The sequence below is a fragment of the Leptospira soteropolitanensis genome (genome assembly GCF_026151655.1).
Classification (GTDB): Bacteria; Spirochaetota; Leptospiria; order Leptospirales; family Leptospiraceae; genus Leptospira_A; species Leptospira_A soteropolitanensis.
Window position 1 is genome coordinate 314,061 of sequence record NZ_JAMQPN010000001.1, and the last position, 13,026, is coordinate 327,086.

9 protein-coding genes and 1 pseudogene are annotated in these 13,026 nt (G+C 37.9%); 9 read left to right on the top strand and 1 reads right to left on the bottom strand.

Annotation, left to right across the window (positions count from 1 at the left end; translation table 11 throughout):
• The first annotated feature begins 25 nt into the window (after positions 1–25).
• Positions 26–892, top strand: coding sequence for an alpha/beta hydrolase (locus tag ND811_RS01530; RefSeq protein ID WP_265350687.1), 867 nt, complete (start codon positions 26–28; stop codon positions 890–892).
• Positions 893–991: 99 nt separating this feature from the next.
• On the opposite strand, the gene ND811_RS01535 is transcribed toward ND811_RS01530, so the two are convergent.
• Complete coding sequence (locus tag ND811_RS01535) at positions 992–2,557, bottom strand: methyl-accepting chemotaxis protein (protein WP_265350686.1); 1,566 nt, start codon at positions 2,555–2,557, stop codon at positions 992–994.
• A 295-nt stretch (positions 2,558–2,852) separates the two neighbouring features.
• Here ND811_RS01535 and ND811_RS01540 point away from each other — a divergent pair, with 295 nt between their 5' ends.
• The 8 genes and pseudogenes from ND811_RS01540 (at position 2,853) to ND811_RS01580 (ending at position 13,026) form a co-directional block, all read left to right on the top strand.
• Positions 2,853–3,263, top strand: coding sequence for a DUF3052 domain-containing protein (locus ND811_RS01540; protein ID WP_265350685.1), 411 nt, complete (start codon positions 2,853–2,855; stop codon positions 3,261–3,263).
• A gap of 118 nt (positions 3,264–3,381) precedes the next feature.
• A pseudogene (locus ND811_RS01550) lies at positions 3,382–5,372 on the top strand (methyl-accepting chemotaxis protein).
• A gap of 365 nt (positions 5,373–5,737) precedes the next feature.
• Positions 5,738–7,438, top strand: coding sequence for a porin (locus tag ND811_RS01555; RefSeq protein WP_265350682.1), 1,701 nt, complete (start codon positions 5,738–5,740; stop codon positions 7,436–7,438).
• A gap of 12 nt (positions 7,439–7,450) precedes the next feature.
• Positions 7,451–7,924, top strand: a complete 474-nt coding sequence (locus tag ND811_RS01560; RefSeq protein ID WP_265350681.1) for an LA_3150 family lipoprotein — start codon at positions 7,451–7,453, stop codon at positions 7,922–7,924.
• Between the two features lie 274 nt (positions 7,925–8,198).
• Positions 8,199–9,092 (top strand): bile acid:sodium symporter family protein, encoded by an 894-nt coding sequence (locus ND811_RS01565; RefSeq protein ID WP_265350680.1) that lies wholly within the window; start codon positions 8,199–8,201, stop codon positions 9,090–9,092.
• 1 nt (position 9,093) lies between these two features.
• Entirely contained in the window at positions 9,094–10,059 is a 966-nt protein-coding gene (locus ND811_RS01570; RefSeq protein WP_265350679.1) for an NAD-dependent epimerase/dehydratase family protein, read from the top strand.
• The gene (locus ND811_RS01575) at positions 10,049–11,830 is read left to right on the top strand and encodes a Vgb family protein (protein ID WP_265350678.1); all 1,782 of its coding nucleotides are present in this window, start codon (positions 10,049–10,051) and stop codon (positions 11,828–11,830) included. Before ND811_RS01570 ends, ND811_RS01575 begins: the two co-directional genes overlap by 11 nt.
• On the top strand, positions 11,827–13,026 hold the full coding sequence (locus ND811_RS01580) for an MFS transporter (protein WP_265350677.1): 1,200 nt from the start codon (positions 11,827–11,829) through the stop codon (positions 13,024–13,026). Before ND811_RS01575 ends, ND811_RS01580 begins: the two co-directional genes overlap by 4 nt.

A 13,026-nucleotide genomic window follows, 5' to 3' on the forward strand; every position in this document is an offset into this window, starting at 1 on the left:
ATTTATATAAAAAGAGGATTAAATAATGGAAAATAATAGCACGATCGTTCGTACTTTAAATAGAGTTTACCCAGTGACTATGGAAGAAAAATGGGCCTTTGCCAGAAGAAGACCCATTTTCTTTGGTTATGTGGCCGCAGCCTATTTTTTATCCACGCAAAAACAAAAACCTTCCAGAAAAGAAATGGATGTCTTAGCTCTTGCAAAACAAAAAGAGATTCAAGTAAAGGAACACCGAATCCAATACTTTCACTGGAAAGGTGAAAAAGAAACAGTCCTTCTCATTCATGGTTGGAATGGTCATACAGGGAATTTTTCACGAATTGTGCCTGCGCTCTTGGAAGAAGGTTATAATGTCATCGGAATTGATTTGCCAGGTCATGGATTTTCCTCTGGAAGGTATTCCAATATTGTTTTATCCGCAAAGATAGTGCATAAACTCGTAGAAGAAATTGGAAATCCAGAAGTTATCATTACACATTCTTTTGGTGGTGCTGTTGCGACCGTGGCACAAGAATTAGGTGTTATTGCCAATAAGTTAGTTTATATTGCACCACCTTTGCGATTAGAAATATTAAGGGAAAGTTTTAATACATACTATCAGCTAACAGAAAAAGAAAGTGAATCGATGAGAGACGTGTTGGAACGAAAGGTCAAACAACCTCTTAGCAGTTTGGATTTAGAAAAAGCAGGACCAAAATTTGATAACTCCCTACTTGTGATTCACGATGAAGATGATTTGGAAATTCCATTTACAATGGGGCTTGCAGTTTCTAGGGCATGGAAAAATTCTAAGTTAGTAAAAACAAAAGGTCTTGGTCACAAAATGATTTTGCGCACCGAGAGTGTAAAAGATGAAATCATAAGTTTTTTAAAAGGGATTAATATCTAGGTTCTTGCATCTATCAAACTTATATCAAATAAGAAAAACTAACTAAAAAGAATTTTAGTTAGTTTTCAATAGATGGAATGGCAGTTTCTAAATATAAAACTAACTTTGGCTCATAGACGCCAATTTATTAGCTTCATCTTTGATCATTACTATATGTTCTTCTAGGTCTTTGGAGGCACGACTGATTTCGTTGACTTCCATTTCTAGTTGTACAATCCCTTTTGATGCTTCTTTCTGACCAAGTAACTGTTCTTTAGTGGATTCTGAAATTTGTTTAGATAGTTCTCGAATTTTACCAAGTTCTGTTAGAGTGGCCGATAAAGTATTTCTTTGTTCAACATACAATCGGTTCATGTCTTGAATTTCGACCAAAGTTTGGTTCAATCGATCGATTTGAGATTTTGCCAATTCTCCTGTTTCTTTAGAGGCGTTTCTTGCATTGGTTATGATATCTTTGGAACTTTTTACAACGATAGAAATTCGTTTTACGTTATTTTTTGTAAACTCCGCCAATTTACTTACTTCGTTTGCCACAACGGCAAAACCTTTTCCAACGTCCCCAGCCCTCGCGGCTTCGATAGAAGCATTTAACGCCAGTAAGTTTGTCTTTTCTCCAATTTCTGCAACAATATTGTTGATTTCGTTTACTTGGTCAAAAGATGATTGGATGGATTCCAAATGGGTTGCCGTTTGATCCGCTACCTCTGTTACAGACATACTTTCTTTTTTATTGATCTCAGCTATTTCTACAAGTCGTTCACTTTGAACTAAAATTTTATCTACCGTTTCTTTTAGAATTTCTGTATCTGAGACCATACCTTGGACCTTATTGTTTTGTTCTTCAATGGAAGATCCATTCGATTCAAAAGAGCTGGAGAGCTCAGAAATAACTGCTGTTATTTCTTCTAAGGAAGCAGCTTGCGATTCAAGTTTCACGGAAGTTTGCGAAACAAAGTTACTGAAGTTAGTAATCGAACTTTCTAGTTTTACGGCCGCATTGGCGGAGATTTTATTTCTTTCTTTGGTTTGGTTTAATAAAAGTTCGGCTTCGTCCGCCTTGATTTCAGCAAGAGAGCTAATTTTTGTTAGGAGTTGGACTAGTAAACTAACAATATAACCTGCAATCATTATAAAAACAGGTTTGAGAACTTCCCCGGCCATTCCGACATATCCCATTTGGCGAGAAAGTTCGGGATCAACAGAAAGTTTGATTCCTCCAATCGTGACGGCACAATATAAAGCAATGGCAGAAGTTGCGGAACCAATAAATGAGTTTAATAAAACAAACTTTCGGTCACCCAAAAAACCCGAATAGATAGCATTAAAGAAGTAAATAAAATATACAGCTGCATTGGCAAGGGCCGCCTGCGCTTCATTTAAACTTAAGGTACAGTCCATGATGATCGTTCCACCAAGGACTAAAGTATCTAATAAAATCAATGACTTGTGAAACCAAGTGGGAGGATTTGATTTTCTTTCTAAAAAATATGCAACAGCACAATAAAAAGCCATTGTGCAGGTACCGATCATGTGGATCAAAAACATCTTTGGTTGGAACTCGTCTTTTGCCCCTATCATGGCAAGAAAGAATAAAAGAACCAAACCGAATCTGATTCTGTTGATGATGATTTTCCCTTGTTTCCAAAGATCTGCGATCGTTAACACTAAATACCCTCTATTGATTGAAATTACCAGATCGGTGATTGGGTCAATATCTTATTGTACTTAATCACCGACGGATAAAATCTACAGAAATGATCCGAAAGTTTCTATTTTTTGTAAGAAATTCAGTTTTTTTATAGAGAACAATGAATATGTCTATTAGTTTTTATTCTAAAACAAAAAATTTGGAAAGGATCCAATAAATTTTTCTGGCTGATGAATCTTCCGTTTTTACGATTAAAAGCTAACACTATTTTGCCGATGTGATTCTAAGATTACAGAAGTTATAGGTGAGTTTATGTCTGCTGGTTATTCAGGAAAACCACTGGTTGAAAAATTAGGTATCAAAGAAAAAATGGTCCTTCACTTTATCAATCTTCCCTCCAAAGACTTTACCATAACCTGGGGCACTTTTCCAAAAGAAATTCAAATCCTAGACAAACCAAAGAGAGGTTTAGATCTGATTCATTTCTTTACGACTTCCTCCGATGAATACCACAAAAAATTACCAAAACTAATGGATTTGATCAAACCAACAGGAATGATTTGGATCTCATGGCCTAAAAAAACCTCAAAAATCTCTTCTGATATGAATGAGAATCTCATACGGGATTTTGCTTTAGAATTAGGGCTTGTGGACATAAAAGTCTGTGCCGTGGATGAGATTTGGTCAGGATTGAAATTGGTGATCAGAAAAGAGAATCGATAAACATTGATTTGTTAGGATTCGTACGAAACGTCCATAAAGTTTCTAATATGTGGTTTGACAAATCTATACCAACCATTATGACATATGATTCTATTTGTTTTTGTTTGGATTGGTAAAAATGAAATTTAGTAGCCTAAAGACTGTAATCGTTGTCCTAAGTGTTGCCGCGATTATGGTACTAACCTTAGGAATCTCCTCCTTTGCTTACATCATTGGAAAAACTTATATTGTGAACGCCTATATCGGCGAAATGAAAAATGTTGCCAGGATCTCTGGAAGGCAGATTCAGAATTTTTTAACGATCAATTCCTTTTGGCAGAGTTAAATGCCACTAACCCTGAATTTGCAGAACGATGTATCAAAAAGGATCGTAAATTTCTGGATCAAGTCCTCGCCAATATTAGCAAAAAATACGGCATTTATGAAAATGTTTTTTTATCCACTGCAGAATCTAACACCAAGGTTTTTTCCGATGCAAGTGGCCATTCCATAGGATTTCGGTGGTCCAATACTGGTTTCGATGAAAACATCAATAATGCCCTAGAAGGAAAACCTCATTTAAGTAAGGTGGCACGCTCTCCCATCACACAAGAACCAGTTACACTGCTAACCATGCCTGTATTGCAAGGAAACCAAGTTGTTGCAATCTTTGCCTTTGCAATTTCTCTCAATCATCTTACCGATGAAGTTGTAAAGGATGTCAAAATTGGAAAGGAAGGTTTTATTGCGATCACTGATAGAGAAGGACAAGTCATTGGACATCCGGACAAAGCATTAATCTTAAATTTGGATCTTCAAAAACTCGATTGGGGTAAAAAGTTACTCGATCTAAAATCTGAAGAACATATGGAGTATTTTTTCGGTAAAGAAAAAATAGCAACAGTGTATGATATATCACAATATAATATTCGTTTAGCGACCATTGCATCCAAAGGTGAGATTCTAAGTGTCGTTCATGATATGTTGTTAAAAATTGGAATATTTGCCATTGTGATTTTAGTAATGTCGATCGTTGCTCTTTCGAAACTCATCACGCAAAGATTAAAACCTATCACTGGTCTTAGAGATTTGTTTAAAAAAATGTCTACGGGAGACCTTAGCCAATCTTTAAAAATTACGCATGATGATGAGATTGGTGAATTAAGTGGGGACACAAATTCCTTTTTAGTTAGTCTGAGAAAAATAATATCAGAGATTCAATTTATCTCCCAAGAACTTGCTTCCAGTGCAGGAGAACTTTCATCAAGTGCTGATAGTTTTTCGGGAGGAGCTCAAGCAACAGCAGCTTCTACCGAAGAGATGTCTGCGACTGTAGAAGAAATGTCAGCCAGTATGGAAAACATTACTGGTTCGATTGATATCCAACACAATAACATTTCACAGTTCCAAGTTAAAATCCAAGAGTTAGCAAATAGCGTAAAACAAGTAGCAGATGAAATCAATCATACCCTGAACCAAATGAAATCCATCTCCAACCAAGCAAAAGAAGGAGAACAGTCACTAACCGGTATGAATGACATGATCAATAACATATTGAAGTCATCTGATGAGATGAAAGCGATCATTGCCATCATCAATGAAATTTCTGACCAAACACAACTTTTGGCTCTCAATGCAGCCATTGAAGCCGCTCGTGCTGGAGATGCGGGAAGAGGATTTGCTGTCGTTGCAGAAGAAATTTCCAAACTTTCCATTCGCACAGCGTCTTCGATCAAATCCATTTCTGAAATGATTGGCAAAAATGCTAAGGAGTTAGACGGGGGTGCCAAAAGCATCCAATCCTCTACCTCCCTCATCCAGGAGATCATTAAAAATATCAATCATGTTTCACGGGCAATGGATTCTCTTTATACGATCATGGGATCCCAAGCTGAAATCAACCAATCAGTACTTGAAAACTCTGGGGTAGTCAAAGGGGAATCAGACCAAATTAAAGTTGCTGCGGACGAACAAAGAGGAGCGGTCCGGGAAATTACCGATGTCATCACCCAAATCAACGAACATACCATCAATACAGCAGCAGGGGCGGAAGAAATGTCTTCCTCTGCGAAAAATCTTTCGAATACCGCTGATAAGTTAAAAGGCATCTGCGACCAATTTCAATTATAAGGACTCGTTTTATGCGGAAGGGATCGCAGCGGAAATCCTTTCGCATGGGCGAAAGATTGCAGCGAAGAGCCCGGTCCGCACGAAAGTGCGGATCCGCCCCCCAAAAATCCCATAACCAATTCACAGATTGATTCGAATCAATTCGTGATGATCTTGTAATAAAACGTCCTTTCTATTGTAATAAACCCGGTTTTTGTTAAAAAAAAGTACAAAAAGCACGGCTTTCTGGCCCCTGTAATCATTTCGTAACATTTCTGTCATCCAATCCCAACAGTACTTCAATACGTTTGTAACTAGACTGAAACATTGAAACGGATGAGTCCCTTCCGTTTGTAATAAATCCAAATCAGTCGTAACCAAAAAGAATGAAGACTATCTCAAAAGCTATTTTGGCCATCCTACTCTTAGTTAAGGTTGTTTCTGCCGAACCAGAACCTTCACAAGCCAAGGAAGTGGGTCAGGTGGGAACAAACCCAACAGAAGCCAAAGAACATAAAATAGAATCAAAAGAACCACAAGCGAAAGTATACCGAGATCTTTATGAAGATACAGAATCGGGTCAAATTTTTACAAAACCTGGTGCCAACCGAGTGAAGGTGGAGTACAACCGCCCCCTTTCTGGAAATACAACCACTCTGCCCGATGCTTTTGCTCATAGACCTGATGATACTGCCAAAGAAAAATTAACGATTACTGGTCGGATGCAATTTCGAGGAGTTTCAGGATCACAAGACTCTCTTTTTAATAACGGACATCGGGATTTTAATACAGTGGATTGGAACTTCCGAAGGTTACGATTGGGGGCACAATATGAAAACGATTGGTGGGGTGCAAACATCCAACTTCGTTTAGAAAACATGTTGAACAGACCTGATGTGGTTCAAACCACGAGCACATTAAATTATTTGGATGCAAATGGAAAACCAGCTACTACTAGTTATGTGACAAATACAAGATTGAAAGACAATCGTGGATACATTCACGAAGCCTTTGCTTACGCAAAAATTCCTTATGGTGGGTTACGATTTGTTTTCGGGCAATTACCAACTCAATTTAGTAGAGAGTATCTACAATCGTCTGCCAATTTTGTGACATTAGAACGCAGTATGATTGTGAATGCAATTCCTCAATTTGATAACGGTGTCATGCTTCAAGCCACTCCACTCAAAGAAATTGATCATAAATGGGAAAGATACTTACAACTTTCACTGATGGTTGGTAACGGAAAAGGTGGTGGTGGAGATTACGGAACGGGAAGAAGGCAAGATCTAACTACCGCAAATCGATACGGTGCTGTAAATACTTCTCCTATTTATTATGCAAGGGCACAAGTGAATGTGTTTGGTGGCCTAAAACGAGAGTCTGATGGAAAGATGGTAAATTGGCAAGAAGGAGAAGAAATATTTCAACGTGAATTAAAATGGTCTGTGGGTGCAGGTTACGTACAAACACAGAATTTAATCACACCTGCTCTCTATGTTCCTGAATATACACCTGGAACTACAAGTGGAATCCAATTGTTAACAGCACAAGGTTCCAACCCCGATCGTGGAAGTTTAGATGCGAATGGATACCCTAATTTTTTAGTTCAAAACTCTGTTCCTACAATAGGTCGACCTAAGATGGGACTGATTGGTCATACTTATGATAGTACTTTCACTTATAAGGGTTTTTATCTATCGGGCGCCTATACTAAATTTGGTGGTGCCGCTTCCAATGATTTATTTGGATATCATGGAACGATTGGTTATAACATCCCCATTTTTGATAAATACTACATTATGCCAGTTTTGAAGTATGAATACATACAAGGTGATTTTAACCGAAACGGAAGGATAGATCCAACCGACTCATTACGAGTGTATTGGGCAGGATTGAACTTGTTCGGTGACAAACATCATTTTAAAGCCCAACTGTATTACCAAGTCCTAGGCAACCAGTTTGATGTGAATCCGAACACGGGAAATGCAATGCCGATTGATGATAGAAGAGTTTACCTACAATTACAGGCAAACTTTTGGACCGGAGTTGTTTCTCCTGAAGCTTACAGTTATAGACCAAATTAAGAGGAACTCTATATGAATCTAAATCAAATGAAACGATTGTTATTTATGGTCTTTGTTTTAATTTTTGTTGGCAATTGCCAATCCAAAGAACAGAATCGGGATGAAATTTCCTCACTTGTGATTAACAATTTATTAAACAATGTGCCGGATCGAAATAAATCTTTAGTGGTAATGGAAGTGGCCGATCTTGGTGGCTCCTATACAGGAACTTGTTATGATACATTCCAACTAAACGGAGGAAATATTGATTCCACAGCTTATTTCAACACTCCACCCGGTGGAGCTGGTGGTGCCCTTAATACGAATGTGAAAAAGTATGCAGTTTCTACCTCTTCTTGTTCAGATTTAGGATTTGCGAGTGGAACTAATTTTGGTTCAACATCACAAAGACCAAATCCAAATGATTTGTTCACATTTAAAATGTTTACTTGTGATCCAAATAACAACCCGTGTACGAAATCGGCAATTCACGCATCTGGATTTTAAATGTTTCTTAACTAATATTTAATTCGAACTTCCCTTCACAAAAGGATAAAATCGCTATCCTTTTGTGAATTTTGTAAGGTTCTTAACTTCATTTAGAAATTGTTCTATAAAGAAAAGAAGTTAGTGTTCAGAAATAACTTAGCTCTCACTTTCATTTCCCTCAAAAAAAGATAGAATTGGATCTTCCATAGAAGAAGATATCGTCTTGCGAACATACTGAATGCAAATTCGCGTTCTTTATTGGATCTATTTAATTCTTTAGGAATGAATGAGAATGAATTATAATAACGACTACCAAATCGTTTTAGGCCTTGTTTTGGCGCTAATGATCTTCGGTGTTGCCTTAGAACTTAGGTTTATAGCTTTTAAAGCAGTATTACAACGTCCGATCTCGGTACTAGCAGGTCTTATTGGCCAGACCATTTTTTTACCCTGGATTACTTTACTGATTACACTATTACTTGATTTGCCTGCAGGAATCGAGTTAGGAATGTTGTTAGTTGCCGCAAGTCCTGGCGGTAATTTATCCAATATCATCACTCATTTAGCGCGCGGAAATACAGCACTCTCCGTGAGTATGACAACTGTCTCTAGTGCTTTTGCCATTATTACTTTACCACTAAACTTTACGATTACGGCAAATTTGAATCCAGTCACTCAGGCATTGATCTCTGGAACGGGAGAACTTCATATTGATAGTATCGCCATCATCAAAGGTTTAGTTATTTTACTTTTAATTCCCTTAACTCTTGGAATGTTAATTGGAAATTATGCAACGGGGACCGCACATAAAATCACTCCGTTTTTCAAAAGGGTTTCTTCCTTTGCTTTTCTTGTGTTTGTCCTTGTTGCCGTTGGGGGAAACTGGAAGGTATTTTTAGACAATATGGGATTCATTTTTCTGATTGTTGTTTTTCATAATTTAGTGGCCCTTGTCATCGGGAATCTAATCGCTAGAGTTTTTCGCCAAGACCCTTACAACCGTCGTGCCATTACTATCGAAGTGGGAATGCAAAACTCAGGTCTTGCACTTGGGCTTATATTAACACAATTTCAAGCGGAACCAAACATGGCTTTGGTGGCAGCATTTTGGGGAATTTGGCATATTGTTTCAGGACTTTTATTAGTTTTGTATTGGCGAAAGTTTTCACCTATCGAAGGAAATTAAGTTGAGAGTATTTATTACCGGAGGTGCTGGATACATTGGCACCTCGCTCATCCAACATATAACAAAAACCTATCCAGATTGGAAAATTTTTACAACAGATATCAAACCATTAAAGGGATTAGAAAACTTTTCCAATGTCGAATTTCAAAATTTGGACATCACTAAAAAAGAAGAAGTGATTTCACTGATTCAAAAATGGAAACCTAATTCCATAGTGCATTTAGCTTCCATTTTGAATCCACCACCAGGAATGAGTGAAGAAATCCAATTTAAAATTGATGTGGAAGGCACAAGGAATGTGTTAGATGGTGCTGTAATTTCTAAAACAGAACAAATAATCATAACAAGTTCTGGAGCCGCCTACGGCTATCACAAAGACAATCGAGATTGGATAGAAGAATCAGATCCCATCCGTGGTCATTCTGCCTTTGTTTATTCTAGACACAAAAAAGAAGTAGAAGAACTTCTTCTTAGTTATCGAAACCAACATCCTGGATTGAAACAACTGATTTTAAGACCTGGAACCATTTTAGGATCTACCGTAAATAACCTAATCACTGATATGTTTCGCAAACCATTCGTTATGGGTGTTTTCGGACATTTAAGTCCTTTTGTATTTATTTGGGATGAAGATGTCATCCAAATCATCATTAAAGGTATTTTAGAAAAAAAAGAGGGGCAGTTCAATCTCGCGGGAGATGGAGCAATGACTTTAAAAGAAATTAGTTCTATGATCAGAAAACCGTATTTGGCAATTCCTGCGTTTTTATTACAGTCAGTTCTCTTTCTTTTAAGAATGTTCCGCCTAACACAATATGGCCCTGATCAAATTGATTTTTTAAGATACAGACCCGTCTTATCCAACAAAAAGCTAAAAACTGAATTTGGATACATTCCAAAATTCACATCCAAAGAAACGTTCATTCAATATTTAAAAGCTAAAGGAGTTCCTTATCATGAAAACTAGAATTTTCCTCTTATTCATTTTTATCGTCTGTGTTCCGTTATTTGCCATTGAGATCGAAGTGAAAGATACTTCCGGAAAACCATTAGATCTTGTTATGGTTACTGTCAAAGCCGAAAAACCACAAGTACCCCCAAGAGATGATCATGGATATCCGCCAGAAGGTTTAGTATTTACCATAACGCCAGAAGTGACTATGTTTACTAATTCCAATGGAAAGATCCAAGTTCCCTTTCCCTATGCACCTTCTGTAGTCATTCGCTTACGAAAAATTGGATACAAAGATCAAAACCTAAGGGCCTTTTCCTCTGGTTCCTTCCAGTCCTTTCGAATGGAGAAAGTTATGGATATCAATCTTCTCGTAAGTCAATACCCATCCAATAGTTGGGTTGCGGCATTAGATTTTGGTGAAGATAAAGACCTAAGAAAAACTTACATGGAACAATGTGGGTTTTGCCACCAACAAGGAAGTTTTTTTATGCGCCGGGCATTCTCAGAAGGTGATTGGGAAGATATCATCAATCGAATGATGGGATATGGAGCAAGGCCACATGGCAAAGCAAAAAAGAAACTCCCAGCAATACTCTCAAACGCTTATGTAGATCTACTCAAACATCCGGAACGCGTAAAACCAGGCCGTACTTGGGGAAAAGAATTGTACGGTGCTGTGATCCGAGAATGGCCAATGGGTGATAGTTTTTCTCAAATGCATGATCTTTTGTATCATAAAAAAACAGGGCTTGTATACGTGGGTGATAATATTCAAGACCGACTTTGGGAAATTGATCCTAACACAGGTAAAACGGTTGTATATAAAGTTCCAAAACAGCCGGAAGACGAACTCGGAGGTCTACTTCCCGGAAGGTTACGTTCTTTCCAAAAACATGAAACTTATGTAGGACTTCATTCCCTGGCAGAGTCTCCAGTGGATGGACATATATTCATCACTCCATCCTTACAAAAAAGAATTACAGAGTTTGATCCAATTACAAAAAAATTTACTGACCATATGTTTGCAGATGGATTGTATCCACACACAGTTCGTATAGATGACGAAGATCGAGTTTGGTTTACTTTGGCTCTATCGAATCAAGTAGGAATGTTTGATCGTAAAAAAAATTCATTTAAAAATTATGACTTACCTGCTAGAACCAAAAAGGAAAGTTTTAGTTTATGGATCAGTGGATTCATTGTGAAGTTGATGAACTGGGGATTTCCAATGCACCTACTTCCTGTGGATGAACGAGTGAGTGGAATGCCTCTTCCTTACGGAATTGATATCGCACCCAATGGAACAGTTTGGTTCACTCGATTACACGCTGATACAATTGGTGTCATCAATCCAAAAGATGATAGTTTTAAATTAATCGAAACTCCGTTCCAAGGACCACGCCGCCTAAGAATTGATAAAGACGACCATATTTGGATTTCCGCTTTTCCTGAAGGTTCCATTGCTAAGTACACACCAGAAGATGGTAAATTTAAAATGTATCCTTTACCAACTGCCGTAGATGGAGTAGAAACTCCCTATTCTCTTAATGTAGATAGACCCAGAAATTTAGTTTGGGTGAATGGTACTTCCTCAGACAATATTATGGCAATGGATATCAAAACAGAAGAATGGAAAGTGTATCCGATGAGTCGAAAAGTTACTTTTACAAGAGATGTAGAATTTGGTCCAGATGGAAAAGCCTACACTTGTAATGGTGCCTTCCCAAGTTGGCATATTGAAGATGGACAACCAACACTTATGGAAATTAAACAATCAAAATGAATTCAATCACAAACTATAACCAAGGACAAATTGTAAGATTTTTGGCTGCCTCCTTTTTGGGATTTTTGGCCGGACACCTAACAAACTATAGTGTCATTTTATATGCACAAGATGTTTGGAATGCAGATGCTCTTGCTGGTTTCGGCTTTGGTTTGTGTTTTGGTGTACCTCTCTTTCTTGGTTGGTTTGCGGGTGCTTGGTGTGATTCTTATTCGCCACAAAAATTAGCACAGGGTGCCCATGTATCCTTTTTAGTTTCTCTTGGTTTGTTACATCTTTCCTCTCGAATGGAAGGAGAATTAGCCGTGATCATTTATTTACTTGGCGCAGCTTTTGCAGGAATAGGTTGGTCAGTTCTTGCTCCCGCACGTATGTCCCTTCTAGGAAGACTTGCCGGAGACCGCCAAGTAAAGTTAGCAGTAGTTTTCAATATCCTTGTCATGCTTGGATTTGGAGCGGCACCGCCAATCCTTGCCTTTTGTCGAAAAATTCATTCCTGGGAGATGGTTCATTTAACTGGAATTAGTTTATTTTTTATAGCAATGGTCCTCCTTTTAGGAATTCAAACAGACGGTCTCGGTAAATCTTCTTCTGCTTGGGATCGAATTCTGCGTGGAGTCTCTTATGCGAAAAATCATCCGCTCCTTAAACAAACTTTACTTTTTTCGATTATCATTTACTGTTCGATGGGTCCGGTTCAAGTAATGATGCCCCGGTATGCCAAAGGGATTTTGCAACTTGGAGAATTGGAAAGAGGATTTTTTTTGGGAGGACTCGCCATTGCATTGTTAATTGGTGGAGGAGTTTCGTTGAAACTTGCAAAACACATTGGTTACGGAAAAATGATACTCTTAGCAGGGTTATTTTGTGGTTTGGGGCTTTTAGGGATTGGGTTTAGTAATATTGTTTGGCTATCTGTTTTATTTTTACTATTTAGTGGATTTGGAGCCGGTGCTAGTATTAGTTTAATCGTTGCTATCTTACAATCCGAAGTGACTACAGAATATAGAGGTAGACTAGTAAGTTTATATACAATCACAAGTCAGGTAATACCTGCTTTATCTGGTCTCATTTCCGGACTTCTTTTAGTAAATTTGCCAATAGACACAGCTGTCATCACGGCTGGAGGTACCCTCACTCTGATTGTGATTTTAAGCACAATCAGATTAGAAACACTAAGAAACTACAAGTTGTAA

Bases quoted from the DNA above. Each gene is read 5' to 3' on its own strand.
- ND811_RS01540 (WP_265350685.1), top strand. From the start codon at position 2,853: ATGTCTGCTGGTTATTCAGGAAAACCACTGGTTGAAAAATTAGGTATC.
- ND811_RS01565 (WP_265350680.1), top strand. From the start codon at position 8,199: ATGAATTATAATAACGACTACCAAATCGTTTTAGGCCTTGTTTTGGCG.
- ND811_RS01530 (WP_265350687.1), top strand. From the start codon at position 26: ATGGAAAATAATAGCACGATCGTTCGTACTTTAAATAGAGTTTACCCA.
- ND811_RS01560 (WP_265350681.1), top strand. From the start codon at position 7,451: ATGAATCTAAATCAAATGAAACGATTGTTATTTATGGTCTTTGTTTTA.
- ND811_RS01555 (WP_265350682.1), top strand. From the start codon at position 5,738: ATGAAGACTATCTCAAAAGCTATTTTGGCCATCCTACTCTTAGTTAAG.
- ND811_RS01580 (WP_265350677.1), top strand. From the start codon at position 11,827: ATGAATTCAATCACAAACTATAACCAAGGACAAATTGTAAGATTTTTG.
- ND811_RS01575 (WP_265350678.1), top strand. From the start codon at position 10,049: ATGAAAACTAGAATTTTCCTCTTATTCATTTTTATCGTCTGTGTTCCG.